Annotated in this window: 25 protein-coding genes; 11 read left to right on the forward strand and 14 right to left on the reverse strand. The window is 43.8% G+C overall.

Annotated features, from left to right (window positions below):
- Window positions 1–15: 15 nt before the first annotated feature.
- The 4 genes from PN836_RS19340 to adk all read left to right on the forward strand — a co-directional run bounded on the left by PN836_RS19340 (window position 16) and on the right by adk (window position 3986).
- Window positions 16–342 (forward strand): YbaB/EbfC family nucleoid-associated protein, encoded by a 327-nt coding sequence (locus PN836_RS19340; RefSeq protein ID WP_395341530.1) that lies wholly within the window; start codon window positions 16–18, stop codon window positions 340–342.
- 78 nt (window positions 343–420) lie between these two features.
- Window positions 421–1020, forward strand: coding sequence for a recombination mediator RecR (gene recR, locus PN836_RS19345; protein ID WP_395341532.1), 600 nt, complete (start codon window positions 421–423; stop codon window positions 1018–1020).
- Window positions 1021–1189: 169 nt separating this feature from the next.
- Window positions 1190–3112, forward strand: a complete 1923-nt coding sequence (htpG, locus tag PN836_RS19350) for a molecular chaperone HtpG (protein WP_395341534.1) — start codon at window positions 1190–1192, stop codon at window positions 3110–3112.
- Between the two features lie 226 nt (window positions 3113–3338).
- Entirely contained in the window at window positions 3339–3986 is a 648-nt protein-coding gene (gene adk, locus PN836_RS19355) for an adenylate kinase (RefSeq protein WP_395341536.1), read from the forward strand.
- A gap of 80 nt (window positions 3987–4066) precedes the next feature.
- Here the strand turns inward: adk and PN836_RS19360 are convergent, their stop codons facing one another.
- From PN836_RS19360 to PN836_RS19375, 4 genes are all read right to left on the reverse strand, one after another.
- The gene (locus PN836_RS19360) at window positions 4067–5344 is read right to left on the reverse strand and encodes a glycoside hydrolase family 88 protein (protein ID WP_395341539.1); all 1278 of its coding nucleotides are present in this window, start codon (window positions 5342–5344) and stop codon (window positions 4067–4069) included.
- 131 nt (window positions 5345–5475) lie between these two features.
- A complete protein-coding gene (locus PN836_RS19365) occupies window positions 5476–7092 on the reverse strand; it encodes a GMC family oxidoreductase (protein WP_395341542.1) in 1617 nt (538 codons plus the stop codon).
- A 108-nt stretch (window positions 7093–7200) separates the two neighbouring features.
- Window positions 7201–7449, reverse strand: coding sequence for a DUF6482 family protein (locus tag PN836_RS19370; protein ID WP_395341544.1), 249 nt, complete (start codon window positions 7447–7449; stop codon window positions 7201–7203).
- Between the two features lie 141 nt (window positions 7450–7590).
- The gene (locus PN836_RS19375) at window positions 7591–8088 is read right to left on the reverse strand and encodes a DUF2244 domain-containing protein (protein WP_395341546.1); all 498 of its coding nucleotides are present in this window, start codon (window positions 8086–8088) and stop codon (window positions 7591–7593) included.
- 74 nt (window positions 8089–8162) lie between these two features.
- Here PN836_RS19375 and PN836_RS19380 point away from each other — a divergent pair, with 74 nt between their 5' ends.
- The 7 genes from PN836_RS19380 (at window position 8163) to PN836_RS19410 (ending at window position 15645) form a co-directional block, all read left to right on the forward strand.
- On the forward strand, window positions 8163–9050 hold the full coding sequence (locus PN836_RS19380; protein WP_395341548.1) for a sulfite exporter TauE/SafE family protein: 888 nt from the start codon (window positions 8163–8165) through the stop codon (window positions 9048–9050).
- A gap of 83 nt (window positions 9051–9133) precedes the next feature.
- A complete protein-coding gene (locus tag PN836_RS19385; protein WP_395341551.1) occupies window positions 9134–9358 on the forward strand; it encodes a hypothetical protein in 225 nt (74 codons plus the stop codon).
- A gap of 42 nt (window positions 9359–9400) precedes the next feature.
- On the forward strand, window positions 9401–10744 hold the full coding sequence (locus PN836_RS19390) for an alpha-amylase family glycosyl hydrolase (protein ID WP_395341554.1): 1344 nt from the start codon (window positions 9401–9403) through the stop codon (window positions 10742–10744).
- 12 nt (window positions 10745–10756) lie between these two features.
- Window positions 10757–11962, forward strand: coding sequence for a glycosyltransferase family 2 protein (locus PN836_RS19395; RefSeq protein WP_395341557.1), 1206 nt, complete (start codon window positions 10757–10759; stop codon window positions 11960–11962).
- Window positions 11937–12863 (forward strand): glycosyltransferase family protein, encoded by a 927-nt coding sequence (locus PN836_RS19400; protein ID WP_395341558.1) that lies wholly within the window; start codon window positions 11937–11939, stop codon window positions 12861–12863. Before PN836_RS19395 ends, PN836_RS19400 begins: the two co-directional genes overlap by 26 nt.
- A gap of 201 nt (window positions 12864–13064) precedes the next feature.
- Complete coding sequence (locus tag PN836_RS19405) at window positions 13065–15032, forward strand: alpha-L-rhamnosidase C-terminal domain-containing protein (RefSeq protein ID WP_395341560.1); 1968 nt, start codon at window positions 13065–13067, stop codon at window positions 15030–15032.
- A gap of 19 nt (window positions 15033–15051) precedes the next feature.
- On the forward strand, window positions 15052–15645 hold the full coding sequence (locus PN836_RS19410; RefSeq protein ID WP_395341561.1) for a hypothetical protein: 594 nt from the start codon (window positions 15052–15054) through the stop codon (window positions 15643–15645).
- Window positions 15646–15685: 40 nt separating this feature from the next.
- On the opposite strand, the gene PN836_RS19415 is transcribed toward PN836_RS19410, so the two are convergent.
- Genes PN836_RS19415 through PN836_RS19460 form a run of 10 tightly spaced genes read right to left on the reverse strand, consistent with a single transcriptional unit; the run spans window position 15686 to window position 23237 of the window.
- Window positions 15686–17374 carry a Na(+)/H(+) antiporter subunit D gene (locus PN836_RS19415; RefSeq protein WP_395341562.1) on the reverse strand — a complete coding sequence of 563 codons (1689 nt, stop codon included), beginning with the start codon at window positions 17372–17374 and terminating at the stop codon, window positions 15686–15688.
- On the reverse strand, window positions 17374–17673 hold the full coding sequence (locus PN836_RS19420; protein WP_395341564.1) for a hypothetical protein: 300 nt from the start codon (window positions 17671–17673) through the stop codon (window positions 17374–17376). The genes PN836_RS19415 and PN836_RS19420 overlap by 1 nt, the downstream gene beginning before the upstream one ends.
- Window positions 17670–19157, reverse strand: a complete 1488-nt coding sequence (locus PN836_RS19425; RefSeq protein WP_395341565.1) for a monovalent cation/H+ antiporter subunit D family protein — start codon at window positions 19155–19157, stop codon at window positions 17670–17672. Before PN836_RS19425 ends, PN836_RS19420 begins: the two co-directional genes overlap by 4 nt.
- 2 nt (window positions 19158–19159) lie before the next feature.
- A complete protein-coding gene (locus tag PN836_RS19430; protein WP_395341567.1) occupies window positions 19160–20671 on the reverse strand; it encodes a monovalent cation/H+ antiporter subunit D family protein in 1512 nt (503 codons plus the stop codon).
- Window positions 20668–21039, reverse strand: a complete 372-nt coding sequence (locus tag PN836_RS19435) for a cation:proton antiporter subunit C (RefSeq protein ID WP_395341570.1) — start codon at window positions 21037–21039, stop codon at window positions 20668–20670. Before PN836_RS19435 ends, PN836_RS19430 begins: the two co-directional genes overlap by 4 nt.
- Complete coding sequence (locus PN836_RS19440) at window positions 21036–21458, reverse strand: Na(+)/H(+) antiporter subunit B (RefSeq protein WP_395341572.1); 423 nt, start codon at window positions 21456–21458, stop codon at window positions 21036–21038. Before PN836_RS19440 ends, PN836_RS19435 begins: the two co-directional genes overlap by 4 nt.
- Entirely contained in the window at window positions 21448–22047 is a 600-nt protein-coding gene (locus PN836_RS19445; protein ID WP_395341574.1) for a DUF4040 domain-containing protein, read from the reverse strand. The genes PN836_RS19440 and PN836_RS19445 overlap by 11 nt, the downstream gene beginning before the upstream one ends.
- Window positions 22044–22370, reverse strand: coding sequence for a monovalent cation/H(+) antiporter subunit G (gene mnhG / locus PN836_RS19450; protein ID WP_395341576.1), 327 nt, complete (start codon window positions 22368–22370; stop codon window positions 22044–22046). Before mnhG ends, PN836_RS19445 begins: the two co-directional genes overlap by 4 nt.
- Window positions 22363–22746 (reverse strand): monovalent cation/H+ antiporter complex subunit F, encoded by a 384-nt coding sequence (locus PN836_RS19455; RefSeq protein ID WP_395341577.1) that lies wholly within the window; start codon window positions 22744–22746, stop codon window positions 22363–22365. The genes mnhG and PN836_RS19455 overlap by 8 nt, the downstream gene beginning before the upstream one ends.
- The gene (locus PN836_RS19460; RefSeq protein ID WP_395341579.1) at window positions 22743–23237 is read right to left on the reverse strand and encodes a Na+/H+ antiporter subunit E; all 495 of its coding nucleotides are present in this window, start codon (window positions 23235–23237) and stop codon (window positions 22743–22745) included. Before PN836_RS19460 ends, PN836_RS19455 begins: the two co-directional genes overlap by 4 nt.
- Window positions 23238–23515: the final 278 nt, after the last annotated feature.

The following is a 23515-nucleotide window of genomic DNA, read 5'->3' on the forward strand; positions in this document are numbered from 1 at the left end:
GAATACGAGGTAATTATGTTTAAAGGTGGCATGGGCAATATGATGAAACAAGCCCAGCAAATGCAAGAGAAAATGAAGCAGGCTCAAGACGAGTTAGCACAATTAGAAGTGACGGGTGAGTCTGGCGCTGGCATGGTAAAAGTTGCTATGACTTGCAATCACAATGTACGCCGAGTGGAGGTCGATCCGTCATTGTTAGACGATGACAAAGACATGTTAGAAGACTTGGTTGCCGCTGCGATAAATGATGCGGTTCGCCGCGTACAGGAAGCCTCGCAAGAGAAAATGTCTTCGGTCACAGGTGGCATGAATCTGCCCGCTGGCTTTAAGATGCCATTTTAATGTGCGCTATTTTGTTTTATGCACAACAACGTTATGCACAACAACGTTACGCACGACAACTGGCAACTCTAGCATCACATGTCATTTAGCCCCCTTATAAGCGAGCTTATCGGCGCATTAAAGTGTTTGCCTGGTGTTGGCGCGAAAAGTGCTCAGCGAATGGCCTTTAACTTGCTAGAGAGAAACCGCGATGGGGCGATGAAGCTAAGTGAAGCTTTACATGATGCTATGCAACACGTCAAAAATTGCGAGCAATGCCGCACCTTCACTGAAACATCTATCTGCGGCATATGTTCAAATCCCTCCCGGGCCGACACAGCTCAAATTTGTGTAGTTGAATCGCCTCAAGATATCCTGGCAATAGAACAAACCGCTCAGTACAAAGGCTTATATTTTGTGCTTATGGGACATTTATCTCCCATTGACGGTATCGGGCCCGCTGAAATTGGTTTGGATATCTTCCAAAAAAGACTGGCTGAAGAGTCAGTAGAGGAAGTTATTTTAGCCACTAATCCTACTGTTGAAGGTGAAGCGACAGCGCATTATATTGGCCAAATTTGTCAAAAGCATCACATTCAGGCTACGCGGATAGCTCACGGTGTCCCAGTCGGCGGCGAGTTAGAGTACATTGACGGAAATACACTAATTCATGCGTTTAGCGGGCGCAGAAAGTTCTGAGCTTTCACGTCATTTAACCGTATCGACCAGAAATTAGCTCAGCAGCTTGCAATCATCCCAAAATTATTATCATCAAGTGTATTTTTATGCTTGAAAATATGTATCGCGTCCACACATTGTACTCGTTGATATTAAAACCTATTGAACACATTAGAGGAGAACCTTGGCAATGGCTGAGACTGTCCAACACGAAAAGCATGGATTTCAAACGGAAGTAAAACAACTGCTTCAATTGATGATCCACTCGTTGTACTCAAACAAAGAAATATTTTTACGTGAGCTTGTGTCTAACGCTGCAGATGCGGCGGATAAACTTAGATTTAAAGCACTTTCAGACAATAGCCTATTTGAAGGTGATGGCGATTTGCACGTTAAAGTCAGTGTCGACAAAGACGCAGGCACTTTGAGCATCAAAGATAATGGCATTGGTATGAGCAAAGAAGATGTCATTGCCAATCTAGGTACGATTGCTAAGTCGGGAACCAAAGACTTCTTCGCCAATTTATCGGGTGATCAAGCAAAAGACTCTCAGCTTATCGGGCAATTCGGTGTTGGTTTCTATTCTGCATTTATCGTTGCTGATAAAGTCACAGTCAATACGCGCGCCGCAGGCGCAGCTTCTAGCGAAGGTGTACAATGGGTTAGCGAAGGCGAGGGTGATTTTGCAGTCGGTGATATTGAAAAAGAAGACCGTGGAACTGAAATTATTTTACATCTTAAAGAAGATGAAAAAGAGTTTTTAGACGGCTGGCGCCTGCGTTCGATTATCACTAAATACTCAGACCATATCAGCATTCCTGTGCAGCTTTGGAAAGATGAAGTGCCTGAACGAGATGGCCCTGACGGAGAGAAAATCCCTGCCGAACCTGGTCAGTGGGAATCAATCAATAAAGCAACTGCACTGTGGACGCGAGATAAGTCTGATATTTCTGATGACGAATACAATGAGTTTTATAAGCATGTTTCTCATGACTATTCCGATCCCTTAACGTGGTCACACAACAAAGTAGAAGGCAAAACCGAATATACATCTTTGCTATATATTCCATCAAAAGCGCCTTTCGATTTGTGGAATCGCGAGCAAAAAAACGGTTTGAAACTGTACGTTCAACGCGTATTTATTATGGATGACGCAGAACAGTTTATGCCGACTTATTTGCGTTTTGTGAAAGGCTTACTTGATTCAAACGACTTGCCATTGAATGTGTCTCGCGAAATATTGCAAGATAATAAAATTACGCAGTCGATTCGCCAAGGTTGCACCAAGCGTGTGCTCGGCATGCTAGAGAAAATGGCGAAAAACGACGCTGAAACCTATCAGAAGTTCTACACTGAATTTGGTAATGTGCTTAAAGAAGGACCCGCTGAAGATTTTGCTAACAAAGATAAAATTGCTAGTTTACTTCGATTTGCTACTACGCATGATGAAAGTAACGAGCAGACGGTATCTCTTGCTGATTACATTTCGAGAATGAAAGAAGGTCAAGATAAAATTTACTATGTTACGGCCGATTCATACCAAGCAGCGCGCACTAGTCCTCATTTAGAAATATTCCGCAAAAAAGGAATAGAAGTGTTGATAATGGGTGAGCGTATTGACGAGTGGTTAATGTCGCACTTAACTGAGTTTGAAGAGAAGTCTTTCCAGTCGGTTGCAAGCGCTAACGTTGACTTAAGCGAGCTGGACGATGAGGAAGCTAAACAAGCTCAAGAAAAAGCAGAAAAAGCAGTAGAGGGCGTGCTTGAGCGAGTGAAAACCGCCTTGGGTGACAAAGTAGAAGAGGTGAAGTTTACTAACCGCCTCACCGACTCTCCTGCTTGCATAGTAGCCAGTGAAAATGGCATGACTACGCAAATGGCTAAGCTGATGCAAGCGGCTGGACAGGAGGTACCAGAGCCAACGTATAACTTCGAGCTAAATCCAGAACATCAACTTGTAAAACTAGTAGCTGACGTTCAAGATGAGTCCTTATTCACGCAGTGGGCTGAGGTTTTGTTTGACCAAGCTAAACTTAGTGAGCAAGGTTCTTTAAAAGAGCCCGCGTCGTTTGTAAATAACTTAAACAGCCTGTTGTCTACGTTGGTTAAATAAGCAACTAATATAAGTTAAAAATGTGGTGTGTGATGCAAGTTGCCTTTTACCGCATGACAAAATATCAAAAGCCAAACATCTGATATGTTTGGCTTTTTTTTACTCTATTGAAAGCTGGTGTAGACATGATGCTAAAGTCTGACCAATTTCTCAGTTTTTAGCTTGTGAAGCGCATATCTACCCTGTAGAGTTTTGATATTACTCATAAATTATCGGAGGACGCGCAATGCGTATTATTCTTCTAGGCGCACCGGGTGCAGGAAAAGGCACGCAAGCACAGTTTTTAATGAATAAATTTGGGATCCCTCAAATTTCCACTGGCGACATGTTGCGCAGTGCCATTAAAGCTGGAACTGAAATGGGACTAGCCGCGAAAAAAGTCATGGATGCAGGTCAGTTAGTATCCGATGATATTATTATTGGTTTAGTAAAAGAGCGCATCGCTCAAGATGACTGCACTAAAGGCTTTTTGCTAGACGGTTTTCCACGCACAATTCCTCAAGCAGACGCTATGAAAGAGGCCAATATAGCTATCGATTATTGCATTGAGTTTGATGTACCAGATGACGTTATCGTGGATAGAATGGGTGGCCGCAGAGTGCATCCCGCATCTGGTCGAGTTTATCATGTAGATTACAACCCCCCGAAAATAGAGGGTAAAGATGATGTGAGCGGAGATGACTTAATTATTCGTGATGACGATAAAGAAGACACAGTCCGCAGTCGCCTTGGTGTTTATCATGAACAAACGAAACCGCTTGTTGATTACTATGAAGCGGCGGCAAAAAATGGAGATTGTCAGTATTTTAAATTAGATGGTACTAAGGCGGTTGATACGGTAAGTTCAGAGTTAGAAGTGCTGCTGACAAAATAAGTTTGTTTATCAACAGATCCAAAATGTAAAAACGAAAAAAGCCGCAGTGATGCGGCTTTTTCGCATAGCAAAAAAGCGCTTTACATCATTTTTTTACAACGCGTAAGTGCTTCCAAATAATAGTAATCTGCGTAGTTCAAGGCGCCCGCTAGCTCGTATCCTCCCGGAAAATTGCCTGTAGCCTGTTTCAGCAAGAATTGTCCGTTTTCACCTTTTTGAGCGAGGTAATCTGAGCCAGCCAAACTGCGAAGCATTTTCATTGCAGCATCTTCATAACGTTTTGCCTCGTCTTGTTCCACATAAGTGGCTAGTTCAAATAGTGCGCTGGCAACTAAGGCTGCAGTAGAGGAGTCACGATAATTAATTACTTCAGGATCATCTGGCGCGTCAAAGTCAAAATATGGCACCAAATCGTCCGGCATATTTTCATGACTTAAGTAGTGCTCTGTAATGTTCTTTGCAAAGTCTAAGAAGCTTTGGTCTTGAGTGTAGCGATACATCATTACATAACCATAAAGTCCCCAACCTTGACCGCGCGCCCAGTCTGAGTCATCAGCAATGCCTTGCCATGTTTGTTTATGAATGGCTTCACCGGTGGTGGTACTATAGTCTACAACGTGAAAAGAGCTGTAGTCATCTCTAAAATGATTGTTCATGGTTACTGTTGCGTGAGAGACTGCTGCGTCTGCGAAACTTTGTTCATCGGCTAGCTTGGCTGCCTCAAATAATAACTCTAAATTCATCATGTTATCGACGATAACTGGAAATTCCCATGTGCCAAAATCCCAGGAACGCGTTGCGCCAACGACTGGATTATAGCGTTGCATTAGGCTTCGCGCGGTTTGCACGATGATTGGAATATAGTCCTGATTGTCGGTGAGACGCAAGCCATTTCCGTAGCTGTTAAATATCATAAAACCCGTATCATGGGTTTTTACATTGAACTGCTGACTTTCAAGTGCATGCGTCCATTCTTGAGCTGACGCTAACCATGATGGGTCATTAGTGTGCTCATACAAATACCAAAACGAGCCTGCCACAAATCCACTCGTCCAGTCTCTTGTTTCCACCAGTTTCACTTCTTTTTCAAATGAACGAGGGATTTGTGTGGGATCAGTATAGGTCTTTCTGAAATGGTCTAAGTGCGAAGCGGAGTAATCAAGGGTAGCTGCGCAAAAGGCTTTGTTATCCGATATGGATGCCAGAGAGCTAGACGCTTCAGACGAAGCTTTGTCTACAGCCTGCCCGTAAGGACTTGATTGAGATGCATCTGGACTGTCTGAGCAAGCAGAAATAGACATTGCACAAGCAACAGCAAATGCTAGTGCAGCGGGTTTGAATGGGCGTTTAATTGACATGTTTTTTCCTAAGCAAACGCGATATTGCGAATTGTTAATGAAATTTTAATAAGCTTAACAAGCTAGCCTTTTTCCCGATATTAACTTTAGTTGAAAAATATGGTAATTGATTAATGATATTTCCTTACTTCTTAAGATTCAGGGCTAATCATTGCGTCTAAAATTGCATCCGACGCCTTTTCGGCAATCATGATGGTTGGTGCGTTGGTATTACCGCCAATTAAGCGAGGCATAACAGATGCGTCCACTACAGATAAGTTTTTAATGCCATGCACCGAGCAATTTTCATCCACTACCGTCATCTGGTCGTCACGCGCGCCCATTTTGCAGGTGCCGGCGGGGTGGTAAACGGTCTCGGCGTTTTGTCTTATAAACGCTTCTATTTCATCGTCAGTCTGTACACTGTCTCCGGGGATAAATTCCCAGCTCTTTGCGCTCAGTGGTTTGGTTTGTGCAACTGATCGCGCCCATTTGAAGCCCGCGATCATTGGGGCCATGTCGCGATCGTCACTGAGGTAATTACCGCGAATATCTAAGCTGAGTTTTCTGTCATCACCGCGCTTGAGTTTGATTTCACCACGGCTATAAGGATACAAATTGCAAAAATGAATGGTGAAGCCGTGACCCCAGGGTTTGGTGCGGCCATGGTCTACTAGTAAGGCCGGTAGAAAGTGAACTTGAATATCAGCATGACGCTTGTCGGCACAAGATTTAATAAACGCGCCGCCCTCGGCGATATTGGAGCTCAACATTCCGCTACGACTGCGCCAGTACTTGATGGGCTCGAGCGCATTTTTGAGCATTCCGCGTATAGATAATCCATATGAGTCTCTGCGGTCTTGTTTGTACAGGATAGTCGCATCAAGATGGTCTTGAAGATTTTTACCTACGCCGGCTAAATGATGCTGAACATGTATGCCAAGCTCTTCTAGTTCGTCTTTTGGACCGATGCCTGAACCAAGCAACAGAGCCGGAGAGTGAACCGCTCCGCTGCACAAGCACACTCTCTTATTTGCGAAGATTTGTTCAGTTTTTCCATTGATACGTAACATCACGCCCAAGCAACGCTTATCTTCGACAATAAGTGTGCTCACTTCGGCATTGGTTAGTACGGTAAGATTTGGACGGGATTTGACCTCGTCGCTTAGAAAACCTTTGGCAGTCGAGCAGCGCGAACCGTCTCTATGCGTGACTTGATAAATCCCCACGCCTTCTTGACGTATGCCGTTAAAATCGGGGTTTTCCGCATACCCAAGGGACTTCGCCGATTCTACGAATTCACGCGTTAATGGATTGATATGTTTTAGGTCGCTGACACTTTGCAGGCCTGCACTGCCGTGGAGTTTTGATATCCCCCGCGTGTTATTTTCGCTTTTTCGAAAATAGGGCAGTACATCATCCCAAGACCATCCATTTGCGCCAAGTGCATCCCACTCATTGTAATTTTCCGGAATGCCGCGAATATAGCACATGGCATTAACCGAGCTTGAACCACCCAAAGTTTTGCCACGGGGCCAATATAAAGAGCGGTTGTTGAGGTGTTTCTCTGCTGCGGTATCAAGGTGCCAATTAATGGATTTGAGCTCGCTCATCAGCGCTAAACCAAATGGAATATGGATGGCTGGATGCTTATCTTTAGGTCCCGCTTCAATCAGGCAAACGCTGACGTCGGGGTGTTCTGAGAGTCGGTTTGCTAACACACAACCGGCGCTTCCTGCGCCGACGATTACTATGTCATATCTTGCCATTGTCCTTTTCCAAATAGGAGTGTTCAATCGTGTATTGGCGCTTGTAACGCCAATATAAGACTGTCAACTAATGCACCATCACACTTATATGATATGCCAGCTATTGTCCTATCGCCACTCTAATTCAATCTCCAGTTTGTCGCATGGAGACTGAGAGCCACACATTTCGTCATAGGGCGTATTTTGCCGGAGCAAGACTCTATCGAATGCTCTGCCAGAAAGCTGCTCCTTAATGTCTGACAAGGATTGGAACTGTTTGCCACCACGGTATTCGTCCACTAAATATTCCGTAGCATGCTGATCGCCGATACCGGCCAAATAAGTGCCGCCTTCAATTGATTCTATAAATAAATTCATATTGCGTTACCTTATGCATTGGAAGCGCAACTGAAAATGCAGTGTCGCTGTCTATTGAAACGCTCACTGATAATTTGTAGATCAAAATTTGAGCATTTTCTTAGGCACCAGCTCGATGATAATCTGGTTATTGATAAGCGTTTAGCTCTGCCACCACTTGTTTCGGCATACCATTAAACCGGCATGCTCAAGATCAGCTTTTAACTGCTGGCGGTCTTCGAGATTCAAAAAATTGCCTATCTCAAGCTTATGCTTGGCCTGGCTAAGTGATATGCGCGGTAAGTGCCAACCCTCATCGGCTTCGTAGTAATATACGTACAAATCGTGCCGATTAAATTCATCTCGCTTTTCAACTGTCTTTCTTCCCCACTCAATGACGACTTTCTGAGGATATATCGAAATCACTTGTTTGCTGTGAGTAAACTTGGATACCTTGTACATGAGCAGTGCAAATAGTCCAACTTCCAGGCCCGCGAACGGCAATACCACCCATGCCCCGACAAAACTCCAGGCAATGGCAATAATCATTACCACCGCCACCATAACGCAGATGACGATTTTGGTATGTTGCCATGTTGCTGAACGGTTTGGTGACAAAGTGATCACTGTTTCATCAGATTTGCTATCTGTGACTACCATCGCTTTCAACCTTATGTATAATCCGATGGTTTTTCATTGCCATCGACTGCAAGAACGGAATACTGATAACGCGTATGAGCGAATTTTTCAATGCACACAAGTACAAATGCATGCTATTGCTGGCGTGGCTTGTATTGCTAAGTGTCCAGCCCGAGATGCCGGCGTTATTAGTCGAGTACGTAAGTTTTGTGTTTTTAGGTGTATTGGGCGCTATTTTTGCTAATGCGACGGGTGCCGGTGGTGGTGTCGTCTTTGTGCCTGTTTTTAATCAGCTGGCATTGTCAAATGAGACGATTGTCGCGACTAGTTTTGGGATCCAGTGCTGCGGGATGACTGCAGGAGCAATCACTTGGTATAAACATTATAAGTTGCATCATCAAAACGATGCGCAGTGGTCAATGCTGTCAAAAGGACTCGCCTGTGCCTTACCCTTTTCTATTGCTGGCATTCTGATTGCGCAGTTTTTACTAGGCCAGTACACCGATGCGGTGCAAAGCTCGCTTCATTTGTATTTTGGCCTATTTTCCATCGTTTTAGCATTGTGCATCTATGGTTCAGTTCCGTTAATGAAGCGCACGAAATTCAAAGAAAAATTACTTATCATTGATGCTTTCGCTTTGTCTGTAATTGGGCTTGCCGGTGGTGTTGTCACTGCTTGGCTATCGGTTGGAGTGGGCGAGTTGGTGGCGGTATATCTCATTTTGCGCGGTTTTAACATTACCTTTGCTATCGCGCTTGCTGTTATTTTAAGCGCCCTTAGCGTATGGTCAGCCATTGGCTATCACATAGCTGTCTCAGGTGCAGTTTACTGGCAAATTGTGCTGTTTGCAGGCGCGGGTGCTGTCGTTGGCGGTATGATTGCGAAGCATGTGGTGTTGTTTTTTTCACCCGTTAACCTGAAGATATTTTTTGCATCATGGGTAATGATTATGGGACTGGCGGGTTTACCTCTTTTTGCATAATCAACAGGCTCTAGATTCCCGTCACTTTTACTAGTGCAGGCGTGTTACGAACAAATGACTTATGAATTGAGGGACATATAAACATGTTAGTGTCGATTGTGTACGGCTTCGATAGTGCTCAGATTGCCAATCGCTTTTTGAATGACGTGAATTCACACAAAGCGCTGGGTCATGCTAAAGCTAGGTTGTTCGATACCAACAAAGTGCGCATTCAATATAATATGGTCGCAGGCGATTATGACAGCACATTGTCAGTCTTAGATGATTTGGCAGATTCATATGGCGGTAAAGAACACAGTAGCAAATGATGATTAACCCTTCACCAGCGCATTAAAGGCAATACCTGACGCATGAATTCAAAACACTCTTCTTGTTATCCCATTAGCAGTTACGTACAAATCAAGAGCCCCGCTTGGTCAAAAGATGCCACTATCTATCAAGTCAACACGCGTCAATTTAGCCCGTCTGGTGACTTTGGAGGAGTAACTAAAGACTTAGCGCGCATTAAGGCGATTGGCAGCGATATTATTTGGCTCATGCCGGTACACGAAATTGGTGAAAAGAATCGTAAGGGCTCCCTGGGTAGCCCTTACGCGGTAAAAGACTATTACTCAGTTAACCCAGAGTTTGGCTCAGCTGACGACTTAAAGTCCTTGATTAAACATGCGCACTCACTTGGACTAAAAGTCATTCTAGATTGGGTTCCCAACCACACAGCGTGGGACAACCCATTAGTCGAAAGCCATCCCCATTGGTATGCGCGAGACTACAAAGGAGATTTTAGACCGTCACCGTGGTGGGATTGGGACGACATTATCGAGTTAGATTATAGCCAGAGCGAGCTTCGTGCATACATGATTGATGCGCTTTGCTACTGGGTAAAAGAGTTTGATTTAGATGGATTTCGTTGCGATGTTGCAGGCTATGTCCCGAATGATTTTTGGCATCAGGCTCGTCAAGCCTTATCACAAATTAAAGATGTATTTATGCTTGCTGAGTGGGAAGACAGGGATATGCATGCACAAGGCTTTGATATGACTTATGCCTGGTCATGGAATGAAGTCATGTTTGGTATTGCTCAGGGCGAGCTAGAGCTTGATAAACTGCGCAAATACTACTCTTGGAATGAACGCGCGTGGCCACGAGAAGCTTATCGCATGACATTCGTGAGCAATCATGATGAAAATGCCTGGGAGGGCACGCCAGTCGAAAAGTTTGGTGACATGCTTTGTGCTGCCATTGTGCTATCCGTGCTGGGGGAAGGAATGCCGCTCATTCACAATGGTCAAGAAGCGGGTGAAAGTAAGCGACTGGCATTTTTTGAACGTGATCCCATCAATTGGCAAGATCATTTCATGCATGATTTTTACAAGATGCTACTCGCGCTGAGAAAGCAGCACACCGCGTTGCATAACGGTGAACATGGCGCAAGAATGCATCAAGTGCCCAATTCAAATATGCAGCAGATTTTTAGTTTTGTTCGTGAAGATGAATACAGTAAATGGTTTTGCGTACTTAACTTTTCTAGACATTCAGTGAAAACTCAGTTCAAAGAGCATTACTATGCCGACACTTATGACGGATATTTAAGCTCAAGCAAGCACCAATATATCAGCGAAGATCATTCATTTTCCAATTCAGCTGTATTAGAGTTAGAAGCCTATGGCTATAGAGTGTTTGTAAAGCACAAATAGAAGGAACAGTATTTGTCAGACCATGCTAACAACGACCTTCGAGTAAAACTCGTTGCGATTGCCAAGGACGAGGCTGCTTATCTGCCAGAGTGGATATTCCACCACCTTTCGTGTGGCTTTGACAGTATCGATGTTTACATTAATCGCACGACTGATAACAGTGAAGAAGTCCTCTCGCTCATCAATAAACAATACCCGCAAGTCAAGTTCTATCATGCAGACTGGGTCGACCAGTGTGGCGGCACCGTGTTTAATCGTATGCAGTTTGTGGTTTATGCAAAAGCCTTTTATGAAGCCTCAATAAGTGGCGACTACACCCACATTGCCTTTTTGGACATTGATGAATTTTGGATGCATCAAGCTCAGATTAGCATTCATGATTTTGTATCCGGTTTTTTGAAAGATGATGTTATTTACTTAGAGTGGCTGATCGATCTTCCTGATCCAGCGCCCTTTTCGCCAATTGGCGAGTATATTCAAGGTAATCTGTCTGTGCTTGGAAAATGTATTTTTCCGCTTAGCGCAAAAGTACATCGCTTTAGGCTTCATACAAGTACCTTTGAAAACAAGCAGCGTACGGTTTTAGCAGATAATTCAGAATTTAGAAACGATGAGAATGTTGTGCAAAGTCTTCATCCAAGTCTCAACTCACTAAAGCAAAGCTTTATTTTTCATCGAGCTAATCGCAGTACATTTGAGTACGTATCCTTGACCAGAAGAGGTCGACCAAGCTCAAGCTTTGCGTACAAAGAAAACCGGAAAGGTTTGACGCAACAGTCCGAAAAATATCATCAAATTCGCGTGTTCAAAGATTCACGTCGTCAGAAAGAGTTCAACGAGTTTATAAAAAAGTGCCAATTAGATGCCGCTTTACAAAATGCAAGAGAGTTTGTTAGAAACCGTTACTCGCAGGCAATTGAAGGCTTAGAGGGGGCGCTTAAACAGAATTACAAGGTAATGAAATCAATTTTTGCACATGTAAGCGACCCTCGCGTATTGAATGCGTTTGCACTGCATCGCAAACGTATAAGTGAAATTAATCCAGATGATGCTGATATACACAGAGACTTAGCAAAAGATGCCATCCACCATGACGTAGCAGATGCTGTTAGACTGATTGAGCGGGCGCATGAACTTCGACCACATGGCCCTAAAATTATAGAGTTAAAGGCGCGATATCAAGCAATGTTAAATGCCAGGCAGTCAAAAAATGGCTAAGTATTGCATTGCTTCTCCACATAAAGATGATACCTGGTACGACTATAGGCTTTATTTGAGTTTAAAGCAGGAGCTTTCTGGACTAGGTCATATACATCAGGCCGGTGCGAAAAACCGGATTTATTTTTTAGGGGCGCCATTGAAATTTCACTATCCGAAAGTTGGGGAGTTCGACCCAAGCGCAAATAACATTGCACTGATTTATTGTCATTTTCAAAAGATTGAAAACATTTCTCAGTTTGACCACGTCTTTGTTCCCAGTGAATCAGTTAAAAAAAAGTTCGAACGCAAGGCCTTTTTGGATACCTTGACACTGAAAAAAGAAAAAGCCTTCAAAACCAAACGCCCTATCGGCATCGTGCGTCCGTTTTCTTCTCTTGAACCTAACGATGACAAACTCTATAAATTGGAATGCGATATTGCGTTTATGGGCGTGCCGCGTCTGCGACCCATCGTAGAGTCAGCCGTTAAAATTGTGCAAAAGCACGATTTGAGTTTCAAAATTATTGGCGCTGATTGGCTAGCATATCCCGGTAACCCTGACGCCATTAACTATTGCGCGACCGACCGCATTCCATACAGGCATATGCCAGCGTTTGCCAATAGCGCAAAAATTCATCTTGTCGATCATCATGCTTCGATGAAGGAATATGGTGCGGTAAGCCATAAATACATTGACCTAATCAAGGGTGGAGCCTTTGTGATCAGTGACGACAATCCTGATGCTAGAGAATACTATAGGGGCGAGGTATTTGGTAATGATGATGAGTTAGAGGCGCTCATTTTACGATATTTATCTGATCATCAAGCCCGCAGTGCGAAAGTACTTGAACAACAAGCGATTTGTAAAAATCAGACGAGCGCGGATGCGGCTTATCAGCTAGCAAAAACCTTCATATAAAAGGCTTTTTATATTAAACGTTCAATGCGGTTTCTTAAAAAACTTGTCAATATCGGTGCCTTTAAGTCGTGCCCGCCGCCCAATACTTTAACCGTTGACTTTATCAGAGCGCCTCATGCGATCGAAATTCAATCTACTAGGCCATTATTTGCCTGGAACTTGCCAAGGCAAATAACATTTCAAACTGCCTACCAAATAATAGTGGCATCAAACAAAACAAGCCTCAACAAAGACCATGGTGATGTATGGAATTCCGGCAAGATAGTATCTGCTGAATCGCAGAATGTCATCCTCAATGATTTGGCCTTGAAAGCTGGTAGTGATTACTACTGGAAAGTCCGTGTTTGGGGACAATCGACCTATCCATCTCGCTTTTCTGAAATGCAAAGTTTTTCATTAGCGGATGACGCTAGCGAGGGTATAACAGCAAACCAGACTAAGTGTGAAAAGGTCTATCCTGAGCTGAACGTGCTTGGTAAAGGCCATTATATTTTAGATTACGGTCGTGATGCCTTTGCATCTTTAGATTTCACCTACACGGCAGAGACGGCTCACACCTTAATGTTTCACTTGGGTGAGCGGCTAAAAGATGGTGCTGTAGACAGGCAACCACAAGGCAGTATTCGATATCAAAAAATTCCATTTTCAGTAAAACAAGGGAAGCATTCATATTCATTGCCTATCGACCAACCTGAATCACTAGCATCGCAGGCTGTTAAACTTGAAAATCTGCCAGCGCTTATGCCGTTTAGATACGTTGAAATTGAACATGCACGGTCTGAAATTCGTCAAAAAGATGCCATTCAAAATGCCTACTTTTATTATTGGGACGATAATCAAAGCGACTTTACCAGCGACAACGCTGTCTTGAATAGAGTTTGGAAACTGTGTAAATATTCAATTAAAGCCACTAGTTTTTCTGGTCTCTACATTGATGGCGATCGGGAGCGATTACCCTATGAAGCTGACGCATACATTAATCAGCTTAGCCATTATTCGTGCGATAGAGAATATGCTATTGCTCGCAGAACAATTGAGTATTTGCTGAATAATCCGACATGGCCAACTGAATGGCAATTACATATGGTCCCTATGGTATATCAAGATTTTATGTATACCGGTGATGCATCACTCATTGATAAATACTTTTACCAACTTCGACATAAAACGCTTTTTACTTTGCGTGATGCTCGCGGTTTGATTTCTGCTAAGCGTGCAACGCCAGACATTATGCGAAAACTCGGCTTTAGCGACGAGACCATTCGCTTAAGTGATATTGTGGATTGGCCGCCCGCTAGAAAACGTAATGGAAAATCAATTTTCGGCGAAAGAGATGGGTTTGTTGCGAAGCCGTTTAAAGCCCATGTAAATGCAATGCACTACCAAAATCTGACCTTAATGGCTGAGTTTGCGAAGCTCCTAGGGAAAGTGCGCGAGCAACAGAAGTTTGAATACTTAGCGATGATTACAAAAAACACCTTTAATGAGGTCTTCTTAGACCGTGAGAGAGGGATTTACACAGATGGAATAGGCACCAAGCACGCCTCAATTCATGCAAACATGTTTCCACTCGCCTTCAATTTAGTCCCTAAAAATATGCTGCCAAGCGTAGTGGCGCACATCAAAAATAAAGGTATGGCGTGCAGTGTCTATGGCGCGCAGTATTTGCTAGATGCGCTCTATAACGCCAATGCTTCAGAACATGCATTGCAACTTCTCTCGAGTAAGGCTGAACGCAGTTGGTATAATATGATAAGAGAAGGAGCCACGATAACGATGGAGGCTTGGGCCATGAAGTTTAAACCCAATGCAGATTGGAATCATGCTTGGGGCGCGGCTCCTGCTAACATTATTACGCGCAGATTGTGGGGTATTACACCGCTCAAGCCAGGTTTTAAAGTGGCTGCTATTAAGCCCCAGCTTGAGGGCTTAAAAACGAGCCGCATCACAGTACCGACGATAAGAGGCCTTATAGAAGCGTCTTATTCAAAGCATAGTGAGCAATCATCTGAATTTTGTATTACCATTCCAAGTAATATGGTGGCGGAGTTTTCAATTACGCCTACAGACGGATTTTCACTGCGTTATGAGGGAAAGTTTTTTCCTTCATTTATTGATTATTTACAGTTACCCCCAGGTCGACACAACATTGAAGTTGGTCGATTTTAATTGAATAGAGAGGCATGTCTTGTTTAGAAACTTCCAATTAACCCTTACGCCAGAGTGTGGGGAGTTTGTAAAAAAAGAATATAAGAAAGCCAAATTAATTGTGGAATATGGCTCAGGTGGCTCTACCTTTTTAGCAGCCGCTTTATCTGGTAAAAAAGTGCTTAGCGTTGAATCGGATATAAAGTGGTTGATGGAACTGATGAGCGCCTATAAAGAGCAAGACTTAAAGGGCGACATTGTGCCTCTGTGGGCAGATATTGGAGAGACCAAAGAGTTTGGTTATCCTGCTGATGAATCCAAATATAAGGATTGGCCCAACTATGCCAAACTGCCATTTTTGTTTTGTCGCGAACACAAGCTCTCGCCAGATTTAGCGTTAATAGATGGTCGCTTTCGAGTCGCATGCTTTCTAGCCTGCTGCGCGTACACTAAGACGAATATGAAGATCTTGTTTGATGATTATGCCGTTCGAAAACGATATCATGTAGTGGAGCGCATCTGTAAGCCTAGTGCCATTATTGGCGATCGCATGGCAGTGTTTGATATTAAACCTAAAATGGTTAACAGCGACTTTTTAGCTGATCACTATCACTATTTTTATCGACCGCAATAAACCCTTTTCAGGCCGACTACTTACTTTGAACTAAGATGTATTAAGTTCTCGTCATAAGCTCTGCAACAAAGGCGATAACGGCAAGTAAAACGAAGCCAATTACCATTCGATAAGTTAAGGTTGCTGCACTTGCGTCTGTTTCGCGCTCCTTGCTAGGCAAAAAGTCGCGAATCGATATAAATCGGGATTTTATGAAACTAATGCTCCAATTCGAACTTGCGAACAATGCCTGCCCAAAACTTGGCAATGCCTTGCGATAAAGAAACTCAACGTCCAAATTTACTGAACGTAATTCAGGTGGATATAAGCCTTGTTTGTTTAGCCAAACAAAAGCGAGTGCTGAGAAAAACAATAGCTGAAGCTGGGTGAGTGTATGAGTAATGTCATATGGCTGGTAAGTGCTCTCCCATGGAAGTAAATGGTAAACAATTGCAGGATAGCTGCCAATGGCAATGCACAGCACTGACGAAATGCCCATTGCAAACAGCATATTGGTTGGTGCCTCTTTGGGACGCTGCCCTGAGTCGTGCGCGAAGAAGGCGAAGAAAGGAATTTTGATCCCCGCATGATGAAACACTCCGGCAGAAGCAAATAAGAGCATTAACCACAAATACTCATGTCCGGCCTCTATCATTGCCGCCATTACCATACTTTTGCTGACAAAGCCGCTAAACAGCGGGAATGCTGAGATAGATGCAGCGCCTACAATACAAAATATCGTCGTTTTAGGCATAGTTTTGTGTAAGCCACCTAAGTCGGAGCCATTGACGTGCCCGATGCGATGCAGTACCGCTCCCATTGTCATAAATAGTAAGCCTTTGAATATCACATCATTAAAGGCATGGGCAACAGCGCCGTTGAGTGCAAGGGCAGAACCAATGCCGATTCCGCACACCATGAATCCAAGCTGATTGATAAGGCTGTAGGCTAAAACTTTGCGTAAATCGTTCTCAATCACCGCGTAAAAAATTGGGAAGCAGGTCATTGCCGCGCCAATGTAAACGAGTAAATCTTCTCCTGGGAAGGTTCTCGCTAAAGCATAAATAGCTACCTTCGTAGTGAAGGCTGATAAGAAAACTGTACCCACGGGGGTTGCTTCTGGATATGCGTCGGTCAGCCACGTATGCAAAAAGGGGAACGCGGCTTTGATACCAAATGCAAACAAAAAGATATAAGAAGCGGTGGTTTTAAGCTCTATTTTGTCGATGGCAATAGAGCCCGAATCATTGAAGTACATTATTGCCGCAATGAGCAGTGCAACACCGGACAATATTTGAATGATCAGATAGCGGATGCCTGCATCACGGGCGCGTTGAGTACGCCGCGCAAACACCAAAAAGGCGGAAGTTAAGGCGAGTAGTTCCCAAAATACGAATAAGGTAATGTAATCACCGGCAAACACGGCTCCGATCGCGCTTCCAGCATAGGCAAGACCTGCCACCAGTTGCAATTTGTCTTTTAGATGCATGGCGTAGATTAAGCAAATGAAGCATGCAACATGAAATAGATAGGCAAACATTAAGCTGAGCTTATCGACATTTACCAATGAAAGATTCAATAGATGCAATGGCACTTCATGTGAGGGCGTATTTAAGCCACTTAAGTACAGCAGTACGCCGTTGACCAGCGGGACGAGAATAAGGACATATCTGAGTCGATGAGGCAGCACCAGCGCAAGCGCAGCTGCAACAAAGAAAGGAATAAATGCGGGGATAGCGTAGCTAAACATTAAATGCCATCCTTTTTGTTCTGCCTGTTTTCTGATTCACTTTTTTCGTAGTAGTTTTCTTCTCGCATGAGAAGAATGCGCATTAGCTTGGCTAACACCACCAAGACCACACAAGCAACAAAGCCGTAAATGGCATAAAATGCCGGGATTTCTTCAAAATATAAATAAATATGGCGATGCACCACAAAATCTAATGCGACGAGCAATACACACACTGCGTAAAATACATATAATATCCGCTTCACGTTATTTGGCTTATCAAAAAAGCTGGGTTTTTCATCTTTCGGGGCTTGCGTCATTTTGAAATGGCCTCGCTCAAGGTATAAAACACACTTGGATCGAAGAATAAATAAAGCGTCATAACGGTAGGTATCGCCATGCCGATTAAACAGGCAATAGGGGCTTCTTTTATGCTGGTATCGTTCTCGGCTAACTCGTCCTCGCTTGGTGAGGTAAAAAAAGCTTTTACTGGAATACTCAGTAGGTAGTAGATATTTAGCATGGAGCTAATTGTCAAAACGCTTAGCACCAACCAGTAAGTTGCCGATATGCCCTCGTAATTTAGTGCACCTGAGAGTAAATACCATTTGCTCCACATTCCACCAAAGAACGGCAGACCAATAATACTTAGTGTGCCGATGGTAAACACAGCAAATGTGAAGGGCATGCGCTTGCCCATTCCCGACAATTCACTCACGTTTTTTTTATGCATGGTCACTAAAATAGCGCCGGCAGCAAAGAATAAGGCGATTTTTGCAAAGGCATGCATCGCAATGTGCATACTAGCGCCGATAATAGCCATCTGATTAGCCAACAACGCGCCTAGTACGATATAGCTTAACTGACTCACTGTTGAATAGGCCAAACGTTCCTTTAAATTATCTTTTGTCAGGGCAATTAAGGAGGCAAACAGTATGGTGAGAGTGGGCAGCCAAATTAGCCAATCGTTGGCATGAGTGTCAGTAATAAAATCGGTGCCAAAAATAAAGACGATGACTTTAACTATTGAAAAAACGCCCGCTTTTACAACCGCCACAGCATGAAGCAAAGCGCTTACTGGTGTGGGCGCTACCATGGCCGAAGGAAGCCAACGATGAAGCGGCATGACGCCTGCTTTACTTATGCCCAAAATAAACAGAATCAACAACGGAATGACAGCAGTGGACGAAAGATTGTTTGCCAATATTCCACCTTGGACGAAATCAAGCGTGCCTGCCGAAAACCAAGTAATAATCATGGCGGGGAGAAAGAAAAGAATCGATGAGCCCATGAGAATCAAAATATATTTTCGACCGCCTCGCTTTGCTTCGCTTGTACCGGCATGTGTGACCAGCGGATAAGTTGAAATGGTCAAAAATTCGTAGAAAATAAACAGGGTAAATAAGTTATCTGAATATGCAACGGCCATAACGCCAGCAATTGCTACTGCAAACAGTGTAAAAAAACGTGTTTGATAGCCTTCTTTGTGGGCGCGCATATAGCCAATGGCATAGATAGAGGTGGCAATCCATAGGCCGCTGGCAATTAATGCAAACAAAATTCCAAGTGTGTTAAACGAAAAAGAAATGGCCAATCCCTCTATGGGTTCGGCAAGTGTAAATACAGCTTCAATCGAGGCTTGTTCCTGATGCAGAAAAAGATACACGTTTACGGCAAACAGCAGACCGGCCGTGATTAAGGTGACCGCTTCTCGAAGGTTGGGTGTTTTACCAAGCTGAGAGATTATTAACGACCCTACAACCGGCACAGCAAGCGTGAGCATTAAGATATACGACAAATCCATCTTTAATTCGCTCCCTGCGTGTAGGCGCCTAAAAGCGCTTTCGCAACTGATTGCGCGGCATCAGTAGGAATGCTGGTATACAAACCAAAATATAAACAAGCAATGGCGCCCACCCAAAGCGCGATACCCATGCTGCGGGGCGCAATCGCAACGCTGACATCGCCGCTTTTCACCTGGGATATATGCAGTTTTCGCTTTGAATTGAAGTACATAGCATCTACAATTTTCCAGACGTATGCGATAGCAAACACAGAACCAATGGCTATTGCAGCTACGACTATCCACTTTTGTTGAGCAACAGCACTTTCAAGTAAGTACCATTTCGTAACAAATCCGACGGTGCCGGGAACGCCAATTAAACTCAAACCAGCCAGAACAATCGCGCCAAAGGTCCATGGCATGCTTGCCCCAAAGCCTCGTATTTCGTGCAGGTAAGTTGTGTGCGCCCGATAAAACACCATACCTGCTCCCATAAATAGTGTTGCTTTAATCAGCGCATGATTGAACAAATGTAAAATGCCTGCGATCATTCCCGTTTCGCTCAACAGTGATAATCCAATTATGATGTAGCCTACTTGCGCAACTGAGGAAAATGCCAAAAGGCGTTTGATTTCGTTTTGCTGCCAAGCCCGATAGGAGCCGTAAATGACAGCGACACAACCTAAACTTAATAGAATTTGCGGGATCAGCATTTCTACCCAATAGGCGATTGGGTAAAGATCGAACAGTACGCGTATCAGGACGTAAATTGACACCTTTGTTGCCGTTGCAGATAGGAATACGCTTACAACCGAAGGTGCATAACCATAGGCGTTCGGTAGCCAGCTATGCAGCGGGAAAACAGCGGCTTTTAATCCGATACCGAGCAGAATAAAAATGAAGGCTGTCACCACAAGCTGCATATCGTCAAAGCTCTCAAAGCGCTCGGCAATATCAGCAATATTCAAGCTGCCCGATGCAGCAAACAAAAAGCCCACGCCTATTAAAAAGAAGGTGGCACCTATGGTACCCAAGACCAAGTAAGAAAAGGCAGCGGTAAGGGCTTTTCTATCTTGCCCCATACTGATAAGCGCATAGCTAGATAGTGAGGAGATTTCTAAAAATACAAATAAGTTAAAAATATCACCGGTAAGCGCAATGCCTAACAAACCTAGCAAACACAGCTGAAATGCCGCATAGAATAGACCATAAATCTGCTTACCAATTTCTTCGGGCACGCTGGCGTATGCATAAATAGACGAGAGTAGGGCAATGCCGCTTACAATAACGGCAATTAACGCATTTAAAGAATCAATCTTATATTCGATGCCCCATGGTGGTCGCCAGCCGCCAAGCTCGTATATAACATGGCTACCGTCAATCACATGCGACAAAATCAAGCACGAGATCGCAAAACAGGTAATGGACACTAATAATGTGATGCTCCAAGTGACTTTGTGCGATTTAAAAATAGCGGTGATAGGTGCAAAAACAAGTGGGATGACCACCAGCAAGATGGTGAGCTGCTCAGTCATGCATCAGAGTCCGAATTACGGTCAAGCGCTTCAATTTCATGCTCTTCTATCGTGTTGTAGGCTTCTTTTATTCGAATAACAAGTGCAAATCCCACGGCGGTGGTTGCTACGCCTACGACAATGGCCGTTAACATTAATACTTGCGGAAGAGGGTTGGAATAAAGAGAGTACTGCTCATCAACAATAGGCACCGTGCCACCGGTTACTTTTCCCAAACTTACATAAAATAGGATAACTGCGGTTTGAAACATCGCCAAACCCGCCAGCTTCTTCATCAAATTAGAGCGACTGATCAGGGTATAGAGTCCTACCATCATGACCATTACGATAAGCCAATAATTAATATGGCCTAGAATATATTCAATCATTCAGGCGCGACCCGTCTTGCAAAGGTAAAGAACAACAAGATCATGACTGAAGCCACGGTAATACCTACCCCAAGCTCAATAACAATGATACCGATATGCTGACCGACGATGGGATCTTCAGCAAGCACGCTATAATTTAAAAAGTTCCCGCCCATTAACATGGATGCGATCCCCACACCGGCATAAAGCAGCACGCCAAAGCTCGCACATAAGCGCAAAGGCGTCTCTGGAATTAGCTTAAGCGCTGCATCTAATCCATAGGTTAAGGCATAGAGTAGAATAGCAGTTGAAAAGATTACGCCAGCTTGAAAACCCCCGCCAGGACTGTAATCGCCGTGAAATTGAACATATAAAGCAAATAAAATAATAATGGGAGAGAGCCATTTACTGACGACTCTCAACACTAAGTCATTGCCCATGTTTGGCCTCCTTATCCTTTGTACCTTTGCTTGTTGCAGGTCCGCGTGTGCGAACTTTAAGTTTTTGACGGTTGCCTAACAAGAGCAGTACCGCGATACCGGCGGTTAGCACAACCGTCACTTCGCCCAAAGTGTCGAAGCCTCTATAGCTTGCCAACACCGCCGTAACCAAATTTGGCACCCCTGTTTCAGCCGCACCTTGTTCAATGTATCGTTGTGCAACTTGTTGGTTGACGGCGCTATTTAAGTCTCCAAGTTCAGCAATATCATGGGTCCCGTAAATCAGTAAGCCCCCCATTAGCAAACAAATTAAGATGGGTGCGCTGCGTACTTTGGCATTGCTAGTTGCTTCATGGCCATCTTTGATTGAGGCCAGTGTCACTAGCATCAGCACGGTTGAGATGCCGGTGCCAACCGCCGCTTCCGTAAACGCAACATCGGGTGCATCAAGCACAACAAATAGACCTGCAACCAATAAGCTATACAGGCCAAAAAGCATAGCCATCGCAAACAAATGTTTGGTTTTTAATACTGCCAGTGCCATTACTAGAAGAAATACGAGCAAAACAATATTGACAAGAAGGCTCATGATCCATCCTGCTTGAGCGATTGCACGTGAATTTTTTGCTTGTGCCTTAAGCCCCAACGCCATGCATTATTAGCAAGCGCATATGAAGAGGCCGGGCTAGTGAAAGCTAAAAACATAAAAATGAGAGAGAGTTTTGCTACGTGTATATATGAATCAGCTTGAAGCGCTAGCCCCGTCAAGATTAAAAAAGTGCAAAGCGTGTCGGTGACACCTACGGCATGCAAACGAGCGTAAGTATCTGGCAGGCGCAAAATGCCAATACCCCCTATTAAACCGAGTAAGCAACCTAGACCAATAAGCGAAAAACTAACAATATCAAGCATTTGTGCTGTCCTTATTATCTTGTTGTTCGCTTTGTGGCGATACCGCTTCGTTTTGCTGTGACGCTTGCGGCGCATGTTTCACTAATCTTGCACCCAGCACGCTTTTGTTCTCGGCAAAAAACTTACCCCTTTCAACTAAACGCAGTGCAGCAATTACGCCAACAAAGTTCAGTAATGAATAGAGAAGGGCGATATCAAGTAAATCATGACGACCCGAGAAAAACGCAAATGTCGCCACTAGCAACACGGCTTTTGTACCAAACATATTCACCGCTAAAATTCTGTCGAACACACTTGGGCCAAGTAAGGCGCGGCAAAGTGCAAGTGCCATAGTCATCATGATCGCAATGGCAGCAGCGAGAAATAAAGGCGTCACGAAGTTTGTTTTCCTAGGTCGGTGATGGCATAACGTTTTGGCATAATATTACGCATGTCACCTTCAGCTAAGTCCTTCGCACCCTGTTCGCTTATGGTATGAACTAAAAGCGTATTGTCATCTAATGCAATAGAAGAAGAGCCCGGCGTAAGCGTAATTGCATTGGCATATAGCACTTTAGCAACGTCGTCTTTATATGGCATATCGATGGTAATAAAGGTAGATTCAATAGGTTTGAAGCCCAAAATTCTAGCGCACACATCAATATTAGACTGGATAACTTTGATGCCAAGTTTGAGTAAGAAAACAATGAAGCTGCCCGTAACAAAAAAGGTATAGCGTTCTTGATCAATTTTATGCATCCGTGAGGTGAGCCACATAGCAAAGATGACAGAAAACAGACCAAATCCGAGCATAAGTGGCTCGAACATGCCTGATAGTAATAGCCACACAATGACTAATATAATCGCGAGTCGTATTTTATTATTCAAACCTGATTCACCTTGCGCTGACTACTTTGTGTAACCGATATTATTAGTTTTGTTCGGGTACTGTCTGCACTAACAATAGATGTGTAACGCAGAATCAACACAAATGTAGCAATTAGTTAACATCAATACAATGCAACAATTTTTTTACCTGTCTACGACTTTCGGATTAGACGCAAAAAAGCATGCACCGATGAAAGTGCATGCCTCAAAATCAAGCAAACCGAGGGACGCTCATTTGCTTGGTATGAATCTACTGAATACTAAAGGCGTTTGCCTAG

This window comes from Ningiella algicola (assembly GCF_028401415.2).
In the GTDB taxonomy this organism is placed as follows: domain Bacteria; phylum Pseudomonadota; class Gammaproteobacteria; order Enterobacterales; family Alteromonadaceae; genus Glaciecola.

What these genes read in the sequence shown, in the direction of transcription:
- PN836_RS19365 (WP_395341542.1), bottom strand. Translation starts at nt 7,092, where the DNA reads ATGGCAAGATATGACATAGTAATCGTCGGCGCAGGAAGCGCCGGTTGT.
- PN836_RS19400 (WP_395341558.1), top strand. Translation starts at nt 11,937, where the DNA reads ATGCCAGGCAGTCAAAAAATGGCTAAGTATTGCATTGCTTCTCCACAT.
- recR (WP_395341532.1), top strand. Translation starts at nt 421, where the DNA reads ATGTCATTTAGCCCCCTTATAAGCGAGCTTATCGGCGCATTAAAGTGT.
- PN836_RS19375 (WP_395341546.1), bottom strand. Translation starts at nt 8,088, where the DNA reads ATGGTAGTCACAGATAGCAAATCTGATGAAACAGTGATCACTTTGTCA.
- PN836_RS19360 (WP_395341539.1), bottom strand. Translation starts at nt 5,344, where the DNA reads ATGTCAATTAAACGCCCATTCAAACCCGCTGCACTAGCATTTGCTGTT.
- PN836_RS19430 (WP_395341567.1), bottom strand. Translation starts at nt 20,671, where the DNA reads ATGACTGAGCAGCTCACCATCTTGCTGGTGGTCATCCCACTTGTTTTT.
- htpG (WP_395341534.1), top strand. Translation starts at nt 1,190, where the DNA reads ATGGCTGAGACTGTCCAACACGAAAAGCATGGATTTCAAACGGAAGTA.
- PN836_RS19385 (WP_395341551.1), top strand. Translation starts at nt 9,134, where the DNA reads ATGTTAGTGTCGATTGTGTACGGCTTCGATAGTGCTCAGATTGCCAAT.
- PN836_RS19380 (WP_395341548.1), top strand. Translation starts at nt 8,163, where the DNA reads ATGAGCGAATTTTTCAATGCACACAAGTACAAATGCATGCTATTGCTG.
- adk (WP_395341536.1), top strand. Translation starts at nt 3,339, where the DNA reads ATGCGTATTATTCTTCTAGGCGCACCGGGTGCAGGAAAAGGCACGCAA.
- mnhG (WP_395341576.1), bottom strand. Translation starts at nt 22,370, where the DNA reads ATGCTTGATATTGTTAGTTTTTCGCTTATTGGTCTAGGTTGCTTACTC.
- PN836_RS19440 (WP_395341572.1), bottom strand. Translation starts at nt 21,458, where the DNA reads ATGGGCAATGACTTAGTGTTGAGAGTCGTCAGTAAATGGCTCTCTCCC.
- PN836_RS19420 (WP_395341564.1), bottom strand. Translation starts at nt 17,673, where the DNA reads ATGACGCAAGCCCCGAAAGATGAAAAACCCAGCTTTTTTGATAAGCCA.
- PN836_RS19340 (WP_395341530.1), top strand. Translation starts at nt 16, where the DNA reads ATGTTTAAAGGTGGCATGGGCAATATGATGAAACAAGCCCAGCAAATG.
- PN836_RS19415 (WP_395341562.1), bottom strand. Translation starts at nt 17,374, where the DNA reads ATGTTTAGCTACGCTATCCCCGCATTTATTCCTTTCTTTGTTGCAGCT.
- PN836_RS19370 (WP_395341544.1), bottom strand. Translation starts at nt 7,449, where the DNA reads ATGAATTTATTTATAGAATCAATTGAAGGCGGCACTTATTTGGCCGGT.
- PN836_RS19445 (WP_395341574.1), bottom strand. Translation starts at nt 22,047, where the DNA reads ATGAGCCTTCTTGTCAATATTGTTTTGCTCGTATTTCTTCTAGTAATG.
- PN836_RS19425 (WP_395341565.1), bottom strand. Translation starts at nt 19,157, where the DNA reads ATGGATTTGTCGTATATCTTAATGCTCACGCTTGCTGTGCCGGTTGTA.
- PN836_RS19390 (WP_395341554.1), top strand. Translation starts at nt 9,401, where the DNA reads ATGAATTCAAAACACTCTTCTTGTTATCCCATTAGCAGTTACGTACAA.
- PN836_RS19435 (WP_395341570.1), bottom strand. Translation starts at nt 21,039, where the DNA reads ATGATTGAATATATTCTAGGCCATATTAATTATTGGCTTATCGTAATG.